The organism is Peribacillus sp. SRI_006 (assembly GCF_057586375.1).
Map to the genome: position 1 here is coordinate 286,510 of NZ_JBYCZT010000001.1, position 18,639 is coordinate 305,148.

Here is an 18,639-nt window from a genome sequence, read left to right on the forward strand (position 1 = left end):
ACACCCTGTCATTTGGAATAAATATGGTAGAATGAGATATCGATATCTTATTAGCTTGAAAGAAGGTGGAATGGCATGAAAAACCGCAAAAAACAAACGGCGGCAATGCTGCGTTCGAAAATGGTCGATTTTAAACAATTTGCGATCACTTTGTTATGTGTGGGTTCGTTCTTCTATATAGGAACCATCCTTCCCACTGGCGAAAAAGCGATGATTGACACATATGTCTATATGGGAGCGACAATCATGTTCCTGGGCATATCCATAGTATTTTTCTCATTATCAAAGAAATATAAGAAGATCTTGGCCGAAATGGATGACCAGGACACTCTACAACAATAGAAGCAAACCTGATTCTTTTAAAGAATCAGGTTTTTTATTTTTCTAGTGTTGTAGCCCATTAAGGGGCAGATTTAACATACAAATTACCTCCTTTAGGTAATAATAGCTCATGAAAATGGGTAGAAAGATTGAAATTTTCAAAAAAATAGGCAAAAGCCGTTTACAAATATCGAATTTGTGGATATACTTACCAAGTAATAAAAAATATTCCAAAGGAGGTCGAAGAAAATGACATTGTATCTACATGGAGTCGTCGCAATCAGCCGGTCCGTTTCAAATGACAATCACATAACATTCGACCTGTGCCAAGCGGAATATTTCTAAAGCAATTTGGCTTTATTAATCATTCAGACATAGCGGCCGCAGGGAGAAGTGTTTTATCCTGCGGTCTTTTTATATTCTCTAAAAAAGCCCGCAGGAGGACGTAACTTTCTGCGGCCTTTTTATGCCTTTTTGTTGGGCCGCTCCCTTAAAGGAGGTGATAGTATGACACTGAATATGCTTTTTTTCACAATCACGATTAAAATGAAAAAAATGACTGCCGAGGAATGTTTGCAACAGGAGAGAATCCACAAGATTCGAGAAGAACATCTAGATAAAGCGTTGAAGCATCGTCCTTTTTTCTAAAAACATATGAGGTAGGTATTCCGTTCTTAAAAAAATAAAGAAAGGTGGAGGTTAATATGTTGAACTTGTTTTACGTAAAAGGAGAGAAGCGTTGCTATTGGCAGGAGAAGGATACCGGCTAACGTGTTTGCCGGTGCATGGCCAGCATTGTCATGGTTTGTATGTATAAGAACAGCGGAAAATGCCATTGGAAACGTGATGAATTGAAGAGATGTTGATCAAGATGGTCATGACGCTGATCAACTCGGAACGCCAACGTTAGATATGAATAGGTAAAATGGGAAAACTCGGCCTGATGGCCGAGTTTTTTTTTGCCTGAATCAGCAGCACGGACCTGACCCACCATAACCAAATCCACATCCCGGCAACCACCAAAACCCGAAGATGAGCAATAAAATCAGGAGGACAATAAACAGGCCATAACCAAAGCCGTAACCGGACCCTGAATAACAAGGCGCAGGAGCCGGATAACCATAGCTGCATCCGTATGGTCCATAGTTATATCCCATCGCAAAAACCCCCTTTCCCTAAAAAATTCCCTATCATTATATGAACATTTGCCTTCGTTCGTTTGGGAATTCATCCAGGCTGGTTTGAACATTTAACACTTTCACGATTTCTTTTAGCGGGACAGGCACGAACAAGCCCACTGTTGCATAGGTATGAATAGGGAAGCCAAAGAAACGGGGGATGAAGCCAATGCCCGGAATACTTACAGTTGTCGGTTATATTATCAAAGAATTTTACTTATTCGTTTCCTATGTGAAAAACAATGCTTTTCCCCAGCCCTTGTCATCTCAGGATGAAAAGAAATATCTGAAGCTTATGAGTGAGGGGGACGGTGATGCCCGTAACATCCTGATCGAGCATAATCTCAGGCTTGTTGCCCATATCGTCAAGAAATTCGAGAATACGGGCGAAGATACAGAGGATTTGATTTCGATTGGGACAATTGGTTTGATAAAGGCCATTGAGAGTTATTCGGATGGGAAGGGTACGAAGCTTGCCACATATGCGGCGAGATGCATTGAGAATGAGATCTTGATGCATTTACGAGCGACAAAGAAAACAAAGAAAGATATTTCCCTGCATGATCCGATCGGTCAGGATAAAGAAGGAAATGAAATCAGTTTAATCGATGTACTGAAATCGGAATCGGAAGATGTCATCGATACGATTCAGCTCAATATGGAAATTGAAAAAGTGAAAAAGTATATTGATATTTTGGATGAACGCGAAAAGGAAGTCATTGTAGGCAGGTTTGGACTGGATTTGAAAAAGGAGAAAACCCAGAGGGAAATCGCTAAAGAGCTTGGCATTTCCCGCAGTTATGTATCAAGGATCGAAAAACGTGCTTTGATGAAGATGTTCCATGAATTTTACAGGGCAGAAAAAGAGAAGGAAAAGAAAGCTAAAGGATAGGAATGGTAAACAAAGAGAGTGCGGGGAAATTCCCCGCACTCTTTTTTTAATATTTATTTCTGATCAAATCTGTAAATGCATGATAAATCTCGATTCCCTGAAAAAGGAACAGACGTGAAGCGGTTAAAGAAAAGACCCCTACCATAATTAGTCGAAACCACATATGAATCACTCCTCCATTTTATTTTTTATAAAATGTCAGAGCGTGAGGCTACGTAATTCGCCTGATAAAAAACGGGACTGAGATATCGCCGTCGAAGATTCGAGGGAAAATAAAGAAAGCCCAAAATGGTAAATTCGAAAATGAGTATGACGATAAGTGACTGCCATGAACTAAAGGACGGCACGAAAGGCTGTTTCTTGTCGGCCTTATCCCAATGGTGAACATCGGTATGTTCTTCAATGGTTAGCTGCTGTGCATGATGGTGGAACTGTATGGGCAGTGTCCAAAGGAGCAGGATGATGGCAGACATGTGAATAAAGAATTTCATATGAATCAACCACCCCTTTCCCAAGATTATATTCATCATAACATGCTTTTAATCTGGGATATAGAAAAATGTTCTGAAAAATACTGAAAATTCCTTTTAATTAGAAAAATATTGAATGAACCTCTATAATGGGGTTAGTGATAAAAAGGGGGCAATTTAGTATGGGATATTCTATGACATGGGATTTGGATATCTTTTTTAAAGGGGGAAGCTCTTCTAAGGAGTTCCTGATTTTTTTAGATGAATTCAACGAAGAGGTAAAAGAATTAGACAGGCTTGTAAGCAATATCAATCCGGTAAGAAATGATGAATTCAGTTTAATCCAGGCATTTGATCTTTTTAAAAATACAAATATGAAATCTTCGCAGGCAGGTGCTTTCATTGGATGCCTGGAAGCTCAAAATGCGCAGGATAAGAAGGCTGGTCAGCTGCGGATCAAACAAATGAAGATAGTCGCTTCACTAAAAATGGTGTTAAGCAAGCTGGATGAAAAGTTGATACAGCTTGATGATGCATTTTTCATGAAAATCCTCGAAAAAGAACCATTGAATGAATTGAAATTCGTATTGAATGAACGTCGGGAAAAGGCAAAGGAAAAGCTTTCCGTGAAGGAAGAATCATTAATCACCCAATTGGCCATGGACGGTTTTGAAGGTTGGAGCCAAATGTATGATACGATCGTCGGTTCAATGACCATCCCTTATAAGGGTGAAAAGCTTTCTGTAGGCCAAGCGGCGAATAAATTTTCTGATCCTGATGAAAGGACCCGGAAAGAATTATTTACTGCGTGGGAACAGGCTTGGGAGGAAAAAAGTGACCTGTTTGCCCGGACTTTGAACCACTTGGCTGGCTTTCGTCTCAGTGTGAATGAAAAAAGGGGCTGGGATGATATTTTGAAAGAGCCTCTTGAAATAGGAAGGATGAAAAAAGAAACCCTCGAAAGCATGTGGAATGTAATTGCCGATCATAAAGAGCCGCTTGTGAGATTTTTAAAAAGGAAAGCGGAGTTACTGGATTTGGATAAATTAAGTTGGGCGGATTTGGATGCACCGCTCGCTGCTACGGCAGAATCCAAAGTAATGGATTATCAAGAAGGTGCAGACTTCATCATCCAGCAATTCGCTAAATTCGGCTCTCAATTAGCGAACTTCACCCAAAAAGCTTTTGAAGACAGCTGGATTGAAGCTGAGGACAGACCAGGTAAGAGACCAGGCGGTTTTTGCACCGGCTTTCCATTGAATAAGCAGTCAAGAATTTTCATGACGTATTCGGGCACACCGTCCAATGTATCGACATTGGCTCATGAATTGGGACATGCATTCCATTCTTATGCGATGAGGGATATCCATCCATTGAATCGGTCATATGCAATGAATGTGGCGGAAACCGCTTCCACTTTTGCTGAAATGGTCGTAGCGGATGCAGCTGTTAAGGAAGCAGCCAGTGAGGAAGAAAAGCTGGTGCTTTTAGAAGATAAAATTCAGCGTTCCGTGGCATTATTGATGAATATCCACGCGCGTTACTTATTCGAAACTAGGTTTTATGACGAGAGGAAGCAAGGATATGTCAGTGCCGAACGGTTGAATGAACTGATGGTCGATGCACAAAAAGAAGCTTATGGCGATGCTTTAAGTGATTATAATCCAACTTTCTGGGCTTCAAAGCTCCATTTTTATATTACGGGTGTACCATTTTATAATTTTCCGTACACATTCGGTTACTTATTCTCATTAGGCATATACGCGAATGCTCTGAAAGAACCTGAAGGATTCGAAGAAAAATATATCGCTCTATTAAAGGATACCGGTTCCATGAAGGTCGAGGATTTGGCGGAGAAACATTTAGGCGTCGATTTAAAGACCCGGGATTTTTGGGAGGAAGCAGTCAATGCCTGCATGGAGGATGTAGAAGAATTCATGCGTTTGACCGACCCATTAGTCCGAAAAGCATAAGATGGGTTTAGGTGGAATAGGAACAAAAGAAAGCGGATGTCCGGTTTAGGACATCCGCTTTTCTTATTAAACTTTCTTCAGTTTAAATGGACTGACCATGAGTAATGATAATATAATCATGAGGGATAAGAAAAAGACCGGATGGAAATACGGAATGGCTAAATAACTTAAAGTGGCGATGCAGCCCGCAACCGTAATGGGCACTCCTGTAAAATATCCATTGCTTTCACTTATATTGAAGCGGGCGAGACGAAACGCGCCACAGCCAATATAGAAAACCGTGAAGAGTGTGCCAGGTGCTCCGAATTCTATCAATATTCCTTGGTATAATAATAGAGCCGGTGCGACGCCAAAGGATATGATGTCACACATGGAATCAAGTTGCTTACCCAATTCCGATTCAATGTTGAATTTCCGTGCAACCATACCGTCAAAGCGATCTGCAAGGGCAGCCAGGAAGATTAAAAGCAAGCTTAAATTCAATTGACCGTGCATCACGGCAATTATCGCAAATCCACCAAGGGATAAATTAATTAAGGTAAGTATATTTGCTGTTTGTGCTTTCACTTTTTTAATGGTTTGATCTAGGGCGTGTAATAAAAACATCTTTTCACTCCTTTCAAGTGAAACAAATTAAAACAAAATATAGTAAACATAAGTATTTATTATATAATAATATTTTATTTAATACAATTTATGCAAGAGGTTTTTAGAATAATTTTACAATTTTACAATTTGGAGTGGTTATATTTTGTTTCAGTCTTTGTATCGCGTTCTTATTGAACTGACGAATGGTCAGTATTCATCAGGTTTATTAAAACACTTTAGCCAATCTCGTTGGAGCAGGCCCTTAATTTTACTTTATGTAAAAACATTCAAGCTTAATACACAGGAATTTGGTAAGGAGTTAAAAGCATATACCAATTTGCACGAGCTATTTACAAGGCAGTTAAAGGCTGACGCGAGGCCAATTACGGCAGTTCCATCTGCTGTAGCTTGTCCCGTGGACGGTGTTCTTGAGGACTCAGGGGAGATACACGCTGATAAAAAGATCGTCGTTAAGGGAAAGGTATATTCAATGGAGGAAATGCTCGGGGATGAGCTTTTATTGGAAAAGTACTTAGGCGGCAAATATCTCGTGTTATACTTAAGCCCGAGTCATTACCATAGGATCCATGCGCCTATCAAGGGTTCCGTGGTCAAGCGATGGACGCTTGGAAGGAAATCATACCCCGTTAATAAATGGGGGATGAAATATGGAAAAGAGCCTTTATCAAAAAATTACCGGACAATAACTGAACTACAAAATGAGGCGGGAAATCTGGCAATGGTGAAAGTCGGGGCCATGTTCATAAATTCGATCGTCATTACTGATGATTCGGATCAATTGGAAAAAGGGCAGGAGTTTTCTTATTTCAGCTTTGGGTCCACAGTTGTGCTTCTTTTTGAAAAAGGAAGTTTTGAACTTGAAGGAAACATATCCATTCCCGCAGATGTCCGTGTAGGTGAAACAATCGGATTCATGAGAGCGGTCTAACTTCAAATATAAAATAAGAGGCTGACATTTGATGTCAGCCTATGTATTTCATATTAAAATATGGACCGGATTTTATGTGTTAGGGACCTTCGATGAATTTCCGTTTCTATGAGGCGGATGAAATCGGTACTCAACTTTAAATTCTGTGCTTTAAAATAGGATTCAAGCAACAGGTCATCAGATAGTTTTTGCATCAGAACGCCACTTAAGGGCTGCTCACCTCCAGTAGGGATTGCGAGGAATAATTTGGTGTTTACCTGCATATATTGATAAGTCTTCCTTGATGTACCCCTACTGTATCAGAAATAAACTTGGAGAACAATCGTTCTGTTATCCACAGATGAAAGTGGATAACCTGTGGTTAAGTTGTTTGCAAAGTGAACGAAATGGTGCCCATCAGTATGGAAAATGTTAGTAAAGTTATCCACAGGTTGAATAAATGAATTTTTTGTCGAAATCTTTTATGAATAATTAGTTCTTTGGTTCTGGTCTGCCCGCAAATTTCCCATTATTTAATGAAAAATGCCTTTCCATATCAGAAAACATACATTATGATGTTTCTTTACCGTCAGCCATTCTTTCCTAATTTTTTTTGAAAGTGGGCTGAAAATTCGATATGATGGAAACGGTAAATTTTAATGAAAATATAGAGGTGTCAATATGCTTAAATTATTTTTGCCGAGTGAACATGTTAAAAGCATTTTTAATATAGATCCTCAAGAATTGAAAAAAAGAGGGATTAAGGGCGTCATTACCGATTTGGATAATACTCTCGTTGAATGGGACAGGCCGACTGCTACCCCCGATTTAATCAAATGGTTCGACAATATGCGGGATCATGGGATTTTAGTGACGATTGTGTCCAATAATAATGAAAATCGGGTTCGGGCTTTTTCCGATCCGCTTCACATTCCATTTATCTTCCAGGCCAGAAAACCGATGGCAAGGGCTTTCCATAAAGCCCGTAAGACAATGGGGTTGAAATTAGAAGAAACGGTGGTAATCGGCGATCAGTTATTGACGGATGTATTGGGAGGGAACAGAGGCGGGTTTCATACGATCTTAGTGGTTCCTGTCGCACAAACCGACGAATTCAGAACAAGGATCAATCGTTATTTTGAAAGAAAGATCATGGCGTTTTTTAAACGAAAAGGAATGATAGAATGGGAGGATCACAATTGAACAATCATCAAGAATTAGTGTGCATCGGCTGCGGTGTGAAGGTCCAGACTGAAGATCCGAAGGAGTTGGGCTTTGCCCCTAAATCGGCTCTGGAAAAAGAGAGCATCGTTTGTCAGCGCTGCTTTAAATTGAAACATTATAACGAAGTTCAGGATGTATCCTTAACAGACGATGACTTCTTGAAAATCTTGAATAAAGTAGGCGAAACCGACTCTTTAATCGTCAAAATCGTCGATATTTTTGATTTCAATGGAAGCTGGCTGCCTGGCCTTCATCGATTTGTAGGAAGAAATGATGTTCTTTTGATCGGAAATAAGGTCGATTTATTGCCTAAATCGGTAAAACCGAACAAGTTGATCAATTGGATGAAGCAATCGTCGAAGGAATTGGGTCTTAATCCGATCGATGTCCTGCTTGTCAGTGCGGAAAAGGGAAAGCACATACTTGAAGCGGCGGATGCGATCGAGCGGTATCGCAGAGGAAAAGATGTCTATGTGGTGGGCTGTACGAATGTAGGAAAATCGACTTTCATCAACCGTCTTATAAAAGAAGTGAGCGGTGAAAGTGATATCATCACGACTTCCCACTTCCCTGGGACTACCTTGGATATGATTGAAATTCCTTTGGATGATGAACAGGCATTGATCGATACACCTGGAATCATTAATCATCATCAAATGGCTCACTATGTGGACAAACGGGACTTCAAGGTGATTATGCCGAAAAAGGAAATCAAGCCGAGAGTGTACCAACTGAATGAAGGGCAGACGCTATTTTTCGGAGGGTTGGCCAGGTTGGACTATGTTTCAGGCGGAAGGCGTTCATTGACTTGCTACCTTTCGAACGAATTGAATATTCACCGTACGAAACTGGAAAATGCCGATGAATTGTATAAAAACCATGCCGGGGAATTACTGACTCCCCCACGGCCGGAACAAATCGAGGAATTTCCGAAGCTGATTCCACATGAATTTTCCTTGAAAGATGGTAAAATGGATATTGTGTTTTCTGGTCTTGGCTGGGTGACGGTCAATGAGCCAGGGGCGAAAATCGTTGCACATGTTCCAAAGGGCGTCAATGTGATCGTTCGCAAATCATTAATCTAAATATAGGGGTCGTCTAGTCTATGAAAAAGATATATGGGGTAATGGGAGATCCAATTGCACATTCGATGTCACCAGACATTCATAATGATGCATTTGAAAAAGAAAATATAGAAGCGGTTTATCACCATTTTCATGTGACGAAAGAAGGTTTGAACGATGCCGTGAAAGGCATGAAAGCCCTTGGTATAGAAGGGTTTAACATCACGATCCCTCATAAGACTTCAATCATCCCTTTCCTTGATGAAGTGGATGAACTGGCCCTGGCAATCGGGGCTGTAAATACGGTTGTTAACAAAAATGGTCGGTTTATAGGGTATAATACAGACGGAAAAGGATTTTTTAAATCTTTATGCGATGAAATATCAGGTGACATCAAGGCTAAAAAAACGTTAGTGATCGGAGCGGGCGGTGCTGCGCGTGCGATTTATTTTACCCTCGTGAAAGAAGGGGTAAAGCAAGTAGATATTGCAAACCGGACAAAGGAAAGAGCGGCCCAGCTTGTTTCTGATTGCCCTTATGATAAAGTATCGAAGGCACTCTCGATTATCGAAGCGGAAGAAAGCTTATCACAATATGATTTAATCATCCAAACGACTTCTTCTGGAATGAGTCCTGAACTGGATCATTCGCCGTTAAAGGTCGACCAGCTTAAAACCGGTGCAATTGTCAGTGATATCATCTATAACCCTCTAAAAACCAAGCTGCTGCGTGAAGCTGGGGAAAAAGGGGCGGAAACGCAAAATGGTCTGGGAATGTTCATCAACCAGGCTGCGCTTGCCTTTGAGATATGGACAGGCATTATGCCGGATACAGCAAGAATGACAGATATTGTCTTGAACAAACTAGGAGGTAACACATGTTAACAGGAAAACAAAAAAGATTTTTACGATCAAAGGCCCATCACCTCAATCCAATTTTTCAAGTTGGTAAAGGCGGAGTCAATGATAATCTCATCAAGCAAATTGGTGAGGCGCTTGAAGTACGTGAATTGATCAAGGTCAGCATCCTGCAAAACTGTGAAGAAGACCGCAATGATGTGGGGCTTACTTTATCAAAAGGTGCACGGGCTGAATTGGTTCAGATTATCGGCAACACAATTGTGCTGTATAAAGAATCAAAAGAAAACAAACAACTTAAATTACCTTAAGGAACCTATCTATGAAAAAAATTGGAATTCTTGGCGGTACATTCAATCCTCCGCATATCGGGCATTTAATTATAGCTAATGAAGTGCTGGATGCCCTTGAGCTAGATGAAATCAGGTTCATGCCAAATCACGTTCCTCCACATAAGGAAAAATCGGAGGAAGTAACCGATATGGACAGGCTGGCCATGTTGGAAAACGCGATAGCCGGAAACCCATCTTTTTATATTGAGGGTATTGAAATAGAAAGAAAAGGCACATCTTATACGTATGACACGATAAAATTGCTTAAAGAACTTGAGCCAGCCAATGAGTTCTATTTCATAATTGGCGCAGATATGATTGAGTACTTACCGAATTGGCATCGTATCGACGAGCTGGTGCATATGGTCAATTTCGTCGGGGTGAAGCGCCCTGGATATAATGAGAATACCTTATACCCGATCACGATGGTGAAAGTCCCGCAGATGTTCATTTCGTCTTCCATGATACGAAGGAAGTTAAGAACAGGGAAAACCGTGAAGTATTTAATAGCAGATCCAGTGGTGAAGTATATTAAAGGGAATGGTTTATATGAATCGTGAGAAAGCATTGGCGCTGGTCAAAGAACAAATCACCGAGCGCAGGTACATTCATACCTTGGGTGTGGTCGAGTCAGCGATTGAACTTGCTGAACGATATGGTGCCGACGTCAAAAAAGCGGAACTTGCAGCCATTTTCCATGATTATGCAAAATTTCGTCCTAAAGAAGAAATGGAGCAAATAATAATCGCTGAAAAAATGGACCCGGCGTTACTTGAATATAATATGGAGCTGTGGCACGCTCCTGTCGGGGCTTATCTGGTGAATAAGGAAGCAGGCATTCAGGACGCTGAAATCTTGGATGCGATTGCCTATCACACGTCTGGCAGGGTTGGCATGAGCCTTTTGGATAAAGTCGTATACCTTGCTGATTATATCGAGCCGGGGCGTTCTTTTCCCGGTGTCGACGAAGTCAGGCAGACAGCAAAGCAAAATTTGGATCATGCTGTCATCCAGGCTTTAAGGAATACAGTTGTTTTTTTAATGAAAAGAAATCAGGCAATTTACCCTGACACATTTAAGACATATAATGATTTGATCATGAATTTGAAGGAGAAGATGTAATGACTGAACGTGAACTTCTTGTAATTGCAGCAAAAGCGGCGGATGATAAAAGAGCAGAGGATATCGTGGCATTGAACATGCAAGGTATTTCCCTTGTAGCGGATTACTTTTTGATCTGCCACGGTAATTCTGAAAAACAAGTACAAGCAATAGCTCGTGAAATGAAGAGCAAAGCTGATGAATCAGGAATCAATGTAAAGCGTCTTGAAGGTTTTGACGAGGCGAAATGGGTGCTTGTGGATCTTGGCGATGTAGTGGCCCACATTTTCCATAAAGATGAAAGAAACTATTATAACCTTGAACGTCTATGGGGAGATGCACCTTTTGAAGATCTAGAGAGTGAACTGACTTCATGACTTACGAACGCTTTGCCTATGTATACGATGAATTGATGAAGGACGCACCTTATGAAAAATGGCTGATGATCCTTACGGCGAAGCTGGAACAGTATGGAATTGGTGGAAGGAAAGTCCTGGATTTAGCATGTGGAACCGGGGAAATGACCGTTGAATTGGCGCAGCACGGATTCGAAGTCACCGGCGTGGATTTATCTGATGAAATGCTTCTTGTAGCTAATGAAAAAGCGGTTAAGCTTGGATTATCGATTCCGCTTTTCCAGCAGAATATGGCAGAACTCGAAGGACTTGGCCAATTTGATTGTGTCACGATTTTTTGTGATTCGCTGAACTACCTTCGTGACGAAGAGGATATCGTCAAGACGTTCAGCCGGGTTCATGAGCATTTGAAGGATGGCGGATTATTCATGTTTGATATCCATTCCCTATATAAAATGGAAGAAATCTTTAGTGATCATACGTTTGCTGTCAATGGTGAAGAAGTATCCTATATATGGGATTGCTTCCCGGGTGAAGAACCTTACAGTGTGGAACATGATTTAAGTTTTTTCGTAAGGGATGATGAAAGCGGTCTTTATGACCGTTTTGATGAGTTGCATTATCAACGGACCTATCCGGTTGAACAATATAAAAAGTGGCTGGAGCAAGCAGGTTTCACGGTTTCAGAAATTCTGGCGGATCTTGAAGAAGCACCGCTTGTAACGGAAACCGAAAGAATCTTGTTTGTAGCCAGTAAATGATAAAGAGGTCAAGATCTCCGTTCGTACTAGGACGATAGGAGGTCTGACCTCTTCTTTTTTTTACTTTTAGAAGGGATTGAGATCTTGATTACGAATATTAATAAGGATGGCCGAACTGTTTTTCAACTTCGTGAAGATCCTCTGCAAACTTTTCATGTGTCGCCTGAAAAAGATGATGGAACATTTCCCCGGTTTCAGCTTCTAAAACCTTGATCCCCTCACCTGTTATTCCACCTTTTACACAAACCTTTTCCTGTAAGGTCGGTAATGTATAAACCCCTTTACCGAGCAATTCCCCTAAGCCGACCAGCATATTCTCAGTCAAAGTCGTAGCCGTTTCTTTATCTATCTTCGTCGTTTGGCAAGCCGCGTCAATGAAAGCTTGAGCTAAATAGCTGAAGAAGGCAGGGCCGCAGCTGACAATATCGGAAGCTACCCGGGTGATATCATTTTCAATGATGACCGGTGCCGATATGGCGGAGGCCAAATCAAATAAAGCTGACACTTTCTCCTTACTGCAGCTCTCGCTGAAACTCAGTAACGATACGCCTGAACCCACACGGTTCGTTATACTCGGGATAAAGCGGGCACAGGGTGCATTCACTGCCGATTCGAGCTGGGAGACGGAAAGCGGGCTTGTGATGGAAATAACCAGCTGATCCCTTTTTATATGCTGTTTGATGCCTTGTAATAGGCTGTTAATTTGCAATGGTTTTACACAGAGAAAGATAAAGTCCGCTTGTTCGACGATTTCGGCTGCGCTTTCCGCAACCTTTATACCCGGATGTTTCTCTTTCAGCACCAATGCTTTGGAAAGTGTGCGATTTGTAATGATTAGATCTGCCGGATTCAATATTTTTGCCTCCAGCCATGCCTCGATTAAAATGGTACCCATATTTCCGGTTCCGATAACACCGATTTTCTTCAATTCCGATCAACTCCTCTCGCTTAAAGCGATTGATTCTCCTAAAAACACTATGTATTTTTAATCTGTCCTATGACAATGTATCGTGCGAAACCAATAAGGAGGTAAAGAAATGGAAGGGATTTTAAAAAGGAAAATGACGATGATTACCGTTGCCGTGGCATTTGTGGCAGGGGGCATTTACTTTTTTTCTCAACAAGGGGAGGATCCGGCTGATACGGAAGATATATTTTCCGTTACTGCAAAAGAAGCTGAAATGGAACAAAGTGTAAATGAATCGGCTGCCGAGCCTGAGATCATTAAAGTGGATGTTAAAGGAGCGGTCAAATCCCCGGGCATCTTTACTGCACAGGCAGGTGACCGGGTGATTGATTTGATTTCCGCTGCGGGCAGTTTTACGGAAAAGGCTGACACGGATAAAGTGAATTTTGCTCAAATCATCGAAGATCAAATGGTCATTTATGTTCCGGAAATAGGTGAAGAAGACAAAGGGAACTTGGAGAATATACAAGTCGGGACGTCTGGTGATGCCGTCACTAAGGGTACGTCAGGAGGGCTGGTGAACTTGAATACTGCTACACAGGAAGATTTGCAAACCTTGACGGGAATTGGACCCTCCAAAGCGAATGCGATCCTGGAATACAGGGAGACGATAGGGAAATTCAAGGAGGTCGATGAATTGAAGCAGGTTACGGGAATCGGCGATAAAACGTTTGAAAGGTTACGGGATTCCATTTCGGTGAAATGAATGCTACACAAATGGACAGGAAGAGGGTAAAATTGAAGAAAATCATTCTAGGGGTAAGGGGATACAACATGAACAGAATTAGTTGGGATCAATATTTCATGGCACAAAGCCATTTATTAGCTTTAAGAAGCACATGTACACGCCTCACTGTAGGGGCGACCATCGTCAGGGACAATCGAATCATTGCTGGGGGATATAATGGGTCCATTGCGGGAGGGACGCATTGTATTGATGACGGCTGTTATGTAATTGATAACCATTGTGTCAGAACGATACATGCAGAAATGAATGCACTTTTACAATGTGCGAAATTTGGGGTGCCGACTGATCAGGCGGAAATATATGTGACGCATTTTCCGTGTCTTCAGTGCTGTAAATCACTCATCCAAGCTGGCATAAAGGCCGTTTATTATGCCGAGGATTACAAAAATCATCCATATGCCCTCGAATTATTCAGACAGGCGGGTGTCAAGACCGAGAAGGTTGAAGCAAAAGGGGCCATCGATGTGAATGGAAAACAAAAAAAGGACTTTGTATTCTCATTGCTAGCTCAACTTGAACAAAACGGTCTGGGAAAAGAAGATTTATTGGAACTGGAAAAGCAGGCCAATCAGATGTTCGAAAATTAAATAGGACGGGGGGCAGGCATGGCCAGACATCTTATCTTACTGGCCGTTTCAGCTACATTTGGTGTTACGGCCCATTCTCTTTTAAATGTAAGGCTGCTGATCATTATCCTAATTTTTCTCTGTTTCCTTTATTATTCGGTGGGCTTAAGTGTGAAGGCCCTTAGTTTTCATTTGGTGATCATGGGGATATTTTTAGGGGCCGCCTCCTTCTCCGATCACCGAAACAAAACTGCCTATCATGGAACGGAAAGCCAATTTATCATCACATTTACCGACCAACCGAATATAGATGGAAATTCATTAAAAGGATTCATTGGCAGTGAGAAAGGCGAACGGCTATTGCTTCGTTATAAAATCACGTCCAAATTGGAACAGGAAAAGCTTAGTCAGTTTCTGCGAATCGGTTTATCTTGTCCGGCTGAAGGGACATTGCAAATTCCCGAGAAAAACAGGAATGAAAACAGTTTCGATTACCAGCGTTATCTTTTCCGCCACGGCACCCATTGGATATTCAAAGCGGATTCCATTTCATTTCAAGAATGCAAAGAAGGTGGAAACTCGATTCTGGTTTCGATTCGTAATTTGCGCCTGAAGGGGATTGCATATATTAGAGAACACTTTCCTGAAGAGTCGAGCGGTTTTGTCACAGCGCTCATATTCGGTGACCAGAGATATATAGATGAAGGGGACCTTACTAATTATCAGCGGTTGGGGTTGGTTCATTTACTGGCGATTTCCGGCCTTCATGTCAGTTTTTTAACGGGGATGTTATTTTACATCGGCATCAGGGTCGGGATTACACGGGAAAGAATGATGATGGCCATCTTACTCTTCCTTCCGGTTTACATGTTACTTTCAGGTGCCAGTCCATCAGTGGTGCGATCCTGTTCAATGGCTATGCTTTTCTTTCTACTCCTGCTATTCAAGAAGCGGATTTCAGCGGGTGCCGCAATTGGATCGACTTATTTGGCACTTTTGTTTTTTCGGCCTAATATGCTCTATGATATAGGTTTTCAGCTTTCATTCGCGGTCACATTCTCCATTATCATGTCTACAAGCATCTTCTTGCAATACCCGAAGAAATCGATGCAGCTATTCATCCTCAGTTCCATCTGCCAACTGGCAGCCCTTCCGATTTTGCTTTTTCACTTTTTTGAAGTATCTTTACTTGGAGTGTTTCTGAACGTATTGTATGTTCCGCTTTATTCCATCATATTGCTGCCATTTTCACTGATTTCCCTCCTCATTCATTTATTACTTCCTTCCTTTGGTCAACCTCTCATATCATTATTGAATTTCACCTTCGTACTCTGCAATAAAGCCGCAGATGCAGCATCGGAATTGCCGCTCGCTTCCATACCGTTTGGAAAGCCGCCTTTCCTCATGATGTTACTACTTGTTATTTCCCTTATAGGGTTATGCCTGACTTGGGAAGTATCCTTTGAAAAAAGTAAAATCTGGTGCGGAATGATAATCGTCCTTTTACTTTTGCAGTATAACTTACAAAGGTTCTCGCCTTTCGGTGAAGTGCAAATAATCGACGTAGGACAAGGTGACTCCATTTTCATTTCCCTGCCTTTCAATCGCGGTAATTATTTAATTGATACGGGCGGGCAAATTACATTTCCAATCGATGCATGGGCGATAAAGCGAAAGAAGTTCAACACGGCGGATGATATCATTATTCCATTATTGAAAAGTAAAGGAATCCACCAATTGGACAAATTGATTTTAACCCATCCGGATGCAGATCATATGGGAAGTGCAAAAGAATTAATAGATCATTTTAAAGTTGCGGAGATCATCATTGGAGGCTGGAGTGAAGAGCAATATAGGGATATGGATCTTGTAGCCGTGGCGAGAGAGAAAAAAGTGAAAATGACCGTCCTGAAAAGGGGGGACCAATGGGTGGCGGGCGGAGTGCGGTTTGCTGTGCTAAGTCCATTTAAGCAAGAGGAAGATAAGAATGATTCATCCATCGTTCTATTCACGGAGCTTGGCGGAGTGTCATGGTTATTGACCGGCGATATGGGAGAAGAAGGGGAGAGGGAACTTTTGAGAACATTTCCGCAGTTGCAGGCGGATATCTTGAAGGTCGGTCACCATGGCAGTAAAACGTCTTCTTCCGCGCCCTTCCTTGAACAGCTGCAGCCGAAAGCGGCGCTTATTTCAGTTGGAAAAGATAACCGCTACGGGCACCCTCATGGAGACGTAATTGGGAATTTGGAGGGGAATGGCATAAAAGTGTTCAGGACGGACGAGGATGGTTCTATTATTTACAAGTATTACAAAAGCAGTGGAACCTTTCTGAAGACTCTCCCATAGTATATAGAAAATCAAAAAGAAAGGGACTGCAGCAGCAGCCCCCATCAGGAAAAATAAGTGCATGTAATGAATGAAATCAGGATCCGACAGCTTTAATGACGACAGCTATGGTGAACATGGCAGCGAAAAATACAAAAGAACCGATGAATCCTATAGCGGAATCAGCGACGTCATCTGTCTTTGATTGAACATTCTTTTCAAATTCGTTCATTATTTACCCCTCCTATTTCTGCTAATAGTATAAAACATTACCAAAAAAAAATCTACAGGCTTCATTCCTTCATTTCCTTTACTGACAAGAGTTGTCACAAATAGTTTGGGATTTTGAGGTCAAAATAAAAGTACAAACAAAGCAAGCGAAAAACGAAAAGCTCATTTGTTCTACATGAATACTCTACCCGCTTTCAAGGGAGATTACCCGGGCCTTTCTTGAAAGTGTTCATATAGATCCGGAATTAGCCCTTTTAAGGGCTAGTTCCCTTTATAGCTTGTCAAATGGTCCATCCACCTATACCATTAGAGAAGAATACATAGTAAAGAGGCGGATTCTATTGGTATTAGACGTTTGGAAAAGTATAAAAAAAGGGCAATTCGCGCCAGTATACTTGTTATATGGGACGGAAGCCTATCTAATTAATGAAACGAAGCAGCTATTGATTGACAATGTCCTTCATGAAGATGAGATGGATTTTAACTTTTCTCAATTTGATTTAGAAGAGACGCCTGTTGAAACTGCGCTTGAAGATGTCGAAACCCTCCCGTTTATCGGGGAAAGGCGCCTTGTCTTCATGCAAAACCCATTTTTTTTGACAGCTGAAAAAACGAAGTCAAGAGTTGAGCATAATGTGAAAAGACTGGAAGCGTATTTGGCTGACCCGGTTCCATATTCTATTGTCGTATTGACCGCACCTTATGAGAAACTGGATGAACGGAAAAAAATCACCAAGGAACTGAAGCGTAAGGCGGTTCTCGTTGAAGCGAAGAAGCTTGGTGATCAGGAGTTAAAGGGGTGGGTGAAGGAGAGGGTCGAAGCTTCTTCAGTCCGAATAGATGAGCAGGCTACAGAGCTTTTACTTGAACTTGCAGGAACGAATCTGATGATGCTGACGAATGAACTGGATAAAATGGTGCTTTATACGGAAGCTGAGAAGCACATTACAGTCGAGGTAGTGGAAAAGCTGGTCGCAAAATCCCTTGAACAGAATATCTTCACACTTGTTGATCATGTGTTACAGAGAAAAATGGAGAGTGCCATGACGATACTGCACGATCTTCTCAGGCAGAATGAAGAGCCGATCAAGATCTTGAGTGTCATGGCAGGTCAGGTCAGGCTCATGTATCAAGTGAAGGAGCTTTCCCGTCAGGGCTATAGCCAGCAAAAAATTGCGGGTCAACTGAAGGTGCACCCTTACAGGGTAAAGCTGGCACTTGAAAAGACGGGGAAATTCCAGGAACGCGAGTTGTTGAGCATCATGAACGACTTAGCGGAAGCGGATTATAAAATGAAGACCGGCCAAGCAGATAAGGCAATCACGCTTGAGCTGCTGCTTTTAAAAATTAGATGATAAAAAAGGTGGCAGGCAGATATCCTGTCACCTTTTTTATGCAAAAAACGGCACAAAAAAAACGATCCGATTGGATCGTTTAATTTTTTGTCATTATGCGTTAAGAGCGTTAAGTCTTTTCGCTAAACGAGATTTTTTACGGGCTGCCGCATTTTTATGGATTAATCCTTTAGATGCAGCTTTGTCTAATTTCACAGCAGCTGTTAAAAGAGCTTCTTTAGCAGCTTCAACGTTTTCACCAGCTAATGCAACTTCAGCGTTTTTCACTGTAGTACGCATAGTTGATCTAACAGTAATGTTATGAACGCGTTTTTTGTCGTTGATTTTTACACGTTTAATAGCAGATTTAATGTTTGGCATTCCGTTCACCTCCTACAAAGAAATCGAGATTATATGAACTCG

General features: G+C 41.5%; 22 protein-coding genes. 17 read left to right on the forward strand and 5 right to left on the reverse strand.

Annotated features, from left to right (window positions below; genetic code table 11):
- The first annotated feature begins 75 nt into the window (after positions 1–75).
- From AC2YHV_RS01350 to AC2YHV_RS01365, 4 genes are all read left to right on the forward strand, one after another.
- Positions 76–342, forward strand: coding sequence for a YrhC family protein (locus tag AC2YHV_RS01350; protein ID WP_268563517.1), 267 nt, complete (start codon positions 76–78; stop codon positions 340–342).
- A gap of 486 nt (positions 343–828) precedes the next feature.
- Entirely contained in the window at positions 829–969 is a 141-nt protein-coding gene (locus tag AC2YHV_RS01355; RefSeq protein ID WP_076365157.1) for a YrzI family small protein, read from the forward strand.
- Positions 970–1,668: 699 nt separating this feature from the next.
- The gene (gene sigK, locus AC2YHV_RS01360; protein WP_034308596.1) at positions 1,669–2,391 is read left to right on the forward strand and encodes an RNA polymerase sporulation sigma factor SigK; all 723 of its coding nucleotides are present in this window, start codon (positions 1,669–1,671) and stop codon (positions 2,389–2,391) included.
- A 652-nt stretch (positions 2,392–3,043) separates the two neighbouring features.
- The gene (locus tag AC2YHV_RS01365) at positions 3,044–4,834 is read left to right on the forward strand and encodes a M3 family oligoendopeptidase (RefSeq protein ID WP_487372460.1); all 1,791 of its coding nucleotides are present in this window, start codon (positions 3,044–3,046) and stop codon (positions 4,832–4,834) included.
- Between the two features lie 66 nt (positions 4,835–4,900).
- Here the strand turns inward: AC2YHV_RS01365 and pssA are convergent, their stop codons facing one another.
- Positions 4,901–5,440, reverse strand: a complete 540-nt coding sequence (gene pssA, locus AC2YHV_RS01370; RefSeq protein WP_034308587.1) for a CDP-diacylglycerol--serine O-phosphatidyltransferase — start codon at positions 5,438–5,440, stop codon at positions 4,901–4,903.
- Positions 5,441–5,585: 145 nt separating this feature from the next.
- Here pssA and AC2YHV_RS01375 point away from each other — a divergent pair, with 145 nt between their 5' ends.
- Complete coding sequence (locus AC2YHV_RS01375; RefSeq protein ID WP_106026908.1) at positions 5,586–6,371, forward strand: phosphatidylserine decarboxylase; 786 nt, start codon at positions 5,586–5,588, stop codon at positions 6,369–6,371.
- A gap of 53 nt (positions 6,372–6,424) precedes the next feature.
- Here AC2YHV_RS01375 and AC2YHV_RS01380 read toward each other — a convergent pair whose 3' ends face one another.
- Positions 6,425–6,565 (reverse strand): sporulation histidine kinase inhibitor Sda, encoded by a 141-nt coding sequence (locus AC2YHV_RS01380; RefSeq protein ID WP_034311351.1) that lies wholly within the window; start codon positions 6,563–6,565, stop codon positions 6,425–6,427.
- 466 nt (positions 6,566–7,031) lie between these two features.
- Here AC2YHV_RS01380 and AC2YHV_RS01385 point away from each other — a divergent pair, with 466 nt between their 5' ends.
- From AC2YHV_RS01385 to AC2YHV_RS01420, 8 genes are read left to right on the forward strand one after another with little or no spacing between them, the layout of a single operon-like run.
- On the forward strand, positions 7,032–7,553 hold the full coding sequence (locus AC2YHV_RS01385; RefSeq protein ID WP_034308582.1) for a YqeG family HAD IIIA-type phosphatase: 522 nt from the start codon (positions 7,032–7,034) through the stop codon (positions 7,551–7,553).
- Positions 7,550–8,659, forward strand: a complete 1,110-nt coding sequence (gene yqeH, locus AC2YHV_RS01390) for a ribosome biogenesis GTPase YqeH (RefSeq protein ID WP_222619913.1) — start codon at positions 7,550–7,552, stop codon at positions 8,657–8,659. The genes AC2YHV_RS01385 and yqeH overlap by 4 nt, the downstream gene beginning before the upstream one ends.
- A 20-nt stretch (positions 8,660–8,679) precedes the next feature.
- Complete coding sequence (aroE, locus tag AC2YHV_RS01395; RefSeq protein WP_063575642.1) at positions 8,680–9,522, forward strand: shikimate dehydrogenase; 843 nt, start codon at positions 8,680–8,682, stop codon at positions 9,520–9,522.
- Positions 9,516–9,806: a ribosome assembly RNA-binding protein YhbY gene (yhbY, locus tag AC2YHV_RS01400; RefSeq protein ID WP_034308574.1), complete on the forward strand. Its 291-nt coding sequence runs from the start codon at positions 9,516–9,518 to the stop codon at positions 9,804–9,806. Before aroE ends, yhbY begins: the two co-directional genes overlap by 7 nt.
- Before the next feature lie 11 nt (positions 9,807–9,817).
- Entirely contained in the window at positions 9,818–10,387 is a 570-nt protein-coding gene (locus AC2YHV_RS01405; RefSeq protein ID WP_034308571.1) for a nicotinate-nucleotide adenylyltransferase, read from the forward strand.
- Entirely contained in the window at positions 10,377–10,949 is a 573-nt protein-coding gene (yqeK, locus tag AC2YHV_RS01410) for a bis(5'-nucleosyl)-tetraphosphatase (symmetrical) YqeK (protein WP_054400178.1), read from the forward strand. The genes AC2YHV_RS01405 and yqeK overlap by 11 nt, the downstream gene beginning before the upstream one ends.
- Complete coding sequence (gene rsfS / locus AC2YHV_RS01415) at positions 10,949–11,305, forward strand: ribosome silencing factor (protein ID WP_034308569.1); 357 nt, start codon at positions 10,949–10,951, stop codon at positions 11,303–11,305. The genes yqeK and rsfS overlap by 1 nt, the downstream gene beginning before the upstream one ends.
- Entirely contained in the window at positions 11,302–12,045 is a 744-nt protein-coding gene (locus AC2YHV_RS01420) for a class I SAM-dependent DNA methyltransferase (RefSeq protein WP_057278859.1), read from the forward strand. Before rsfS ends, AC2YHV_RS01420 begins: the two co-directional genes overlap by 4 nt.
- A 97-nt stretch (positions 12,046–12,142) precedes the next feature.
- Here AC2YHV_RS01420 and comER read toward each other — a convergent pair whose 3' ends face one another.
- Positions 12,143–12,973 (reverse strand): late competence protein ComER, encoded by an 831-nt coding sequence (gene comER / locus AC2YHV_RS01425; protein WP_222619912.1) that lies wholly within the window; start codon positions 12,971–12,973, stop codon positions 12,143–12,145.
- Between the two features lie 109 nt (positions 12,974–13,082).
- Here comER and AC2YHV_RS01430 point away from each other — a divergent pair, with 109 nt between their 5' ends.
- The 3 genes from AC2YHV_RS01430 (at position 13,083) to AC2YHV_RS01440 (ending at position 16,672) form a co-directional block, all read left to right on the forward strand.
- Positions 13,083–13,718 (forward strand): helix-hairpin-helix domain-containing protein, encoded by a 636-nt coding sequence (locus AC2YHV_RS01430; RefSeq protein ID WP_057278858.1) that lies wholly within the window; start codon positions 13,083–13,085, stop codon positions 13,716–13,718.
- Positions 13,719–13,786: 68 nt separating this feature from the next.
- Positions 13,787–14,347: a ComE operon protein 2 gene (locus tag AC2YHV_RS01435; protein WP_487372461.1), complete on the forward strand. Its 561-nt coding sequence runs from the start codon at positions 13,787–13,789 to the stop codon at positions 14,345–14,347.
- 18 nt (positions 14,348–14,365) lie between these two features.
- Positions 14,366–16,672, forward strand: a complete 2,307-nt coding sequence (locus AC2YHV_RS01440) for a DNA internalization-related competence protein ComEC/Rec2 (RefSeq protein WP_487372462.1) — start codon at positions 14,366–14,368, stop codon at positions 16,670–16,672.
- Between the two features lie 76 nt (positions 16,673–16,748).
- On the opposite strand, the gene AC2YHV_RS01445 is transcribed toward AC2YHV_RS01440, so the two are convergent.
- Positions 16,749–16,883 carry a YqzM family protein gene (locus tag AC2YHV_RS01445; RefSeq protein ID WP_034308559.1) on the reverse strand — a complete coding sequence of 45 codons (135 nt, stop codon included), beginning with the start codon at positions 16,881–16,883 and terminating at the stop codon, positions 16,749–16,751.
- Between the two features lie 340 nt (positions 16,884–17,223).
- Between AC2YHV_RS01445 and holA the strand changes: the two genes are divergently transcribed.
- A complete protein-coding gene (gene holA, locus AC2YHV_RS01450) occupies positions 17,224–18,237 on the forward strand; it encodes a DNA polymerase III subunit delta (RefSeq protein WP_487372463.1) in 1,014 nt (337 codons plus the stop codon).
- A 93-nt stretch (positions 18,238–18,330) separates the two neighbouring features.
- Here holA and rpsT read toward each other — a convergent pair whose 3' ends face one another.
- The gene (gene rpsT / locus AC2YHV_RS01455; protein ID WP_034308554.1) at positions 18,331–18,597 is read right to left on the reverse strand and encodes a 30S ribosomal protein S20; all 267 of its coding nucleotides are present in this window, start codon (positions 18,595–18,597) and stop codon (positions 18,331–18,333) included.
- Positions 18,598–18,639 lie beyond the last annotated feature (42 nt).

What these genes read in the sequence shown, in the direction of transcription:
- AC2YHV_RS01350 (WP_268563517.1), top strand. Translation starts at nt 76, where the DNA reads ATGAAAAACCGCAAAAAACAAACGGCGGCAATGCTGCGTTCGAAAATG.
- AC2YHV_RS01355 (WP_076365157.1), top strand. Translation starts at nt 829, where the DNA reads ATGACACTGAATATGCTTTTTTTCACAATCACGATTAAAATGAAAAAA.
- sigK (WP_034308596.1), top strand. Translation starts at nt 1,669, where the DNA reads ATGCCCGGAATACTTACAGTTGTCGGTTATATTATCAAAGAATTTTAC.
- AC2YHV_RS01365 (WP_487372460.1), top strand. Translation starts at nt 3,044, where the DNA reads ATGGGATATTCTATGACATGGGATTTGGATATCTTTTTTAAAGGGGGA.
- pssA (WP_034308587.1), bottom strand. Translation starts at nt 5,440, where the DNA reads ATGTTTTTATTACACGCCCTAGATCAAACCATTAAAAAAGTGAAAGCA.
- AC2YHV_RS01380 (WP_034311351.1), bottom strand. Translation starts at nt 6,565, where the DNA reads ATGCAAAAACTATCTGATGACCTGTTGCTTGAATCCTATTTTAAAGCA.
- AC2YHV_RS01385 (WP_034308582.1), top strand. Translation starts at nt 7,032, where the DNA reads ATGCTTAAATTATTTTTGCCGAGTGAACATGTTAAAAGCATTTTTAAT.
- aroE (WP_063575642.1), top strand. Translation starts at nt 8,680, where the DNA reads ATGAAAAAGATATATGGGGTAATGGGAGATCCAATTGCACATTCGATG.
- yhbY (WP_034308574.1), top strand. Translation starts at nt 9,516, where the DNA reads ATGTTAACAGGAAAACAAAAAAGATTTTTACGATCAAAGGCCCATCAC.
- AC2YHV_RS01405 (WP_034308571.1), top strand. Translation starts at nt 9,818, where the DNA reads ATGAAAAAAATTGGAATTCTTGGCGGTACATTCAATCCTCCGCATATC.
- yqeK (WP_054400178.1), top strand. Translation starts at nt 10,377, where the DNA reads ATGAATCGTGAGAAAGCATTGGCGCTGGTCAAAGAACAAATCACCGAG.
- rsfS (WP_034308569.1), top strand. Translation starts at nt 10,949, where the DNA reads ATGACTGAACGTGAACTTCTTGTAATTGCAGCAAAAGCGGCGGATGAT.
- AC2YHV_RS01420 (WP_057278859.1), top strand. Translation starts at nt 11,302, where the DNA reads ATGACTTACGAACGCTTTGCCTATGTATACGATGAATTGATGAAGGAC.
- AC2YHV_RS01430 (WP_057278858.1), top strand. Translation starts at nt 13,083, where the DNA reads ATGGAAGGGATTTTAAAAAGGAAAATGACGATGATTACCGTTGCCGTG.
- AC2YHV_RS01435 (WP_487372461.1), top strand. Translation starts at nt 13,787, where the DNA reads ATGAACAGAATTAGTTGGGATCAATATTTCATGGCACAAAGCCATTTA.
- AC2YHV_RS01440 (WP_487372462.1), top strand. Translation starts at nt 14,366, where the DNA reads ATGGCCAGACATCTTATCTTACTGGCCGTTTCAGCTACATTTGGTGTT.
- AC2YHV_RS01445 (WP_034308559.1), bottom strand. Translation starts at nt 16,883, where the DNA reads ATGAACGAATTTGAAAAGAATGTTCAATCAAAGACAGATGACGTCGCT.
- rpsT (WP_034308554.1), bottom strand. Translation starts at nt 18,597, where the DNA reads ATGCCAAACATTAAATCTGCTATTAAACGTGTAAAAATCAACGACAAA.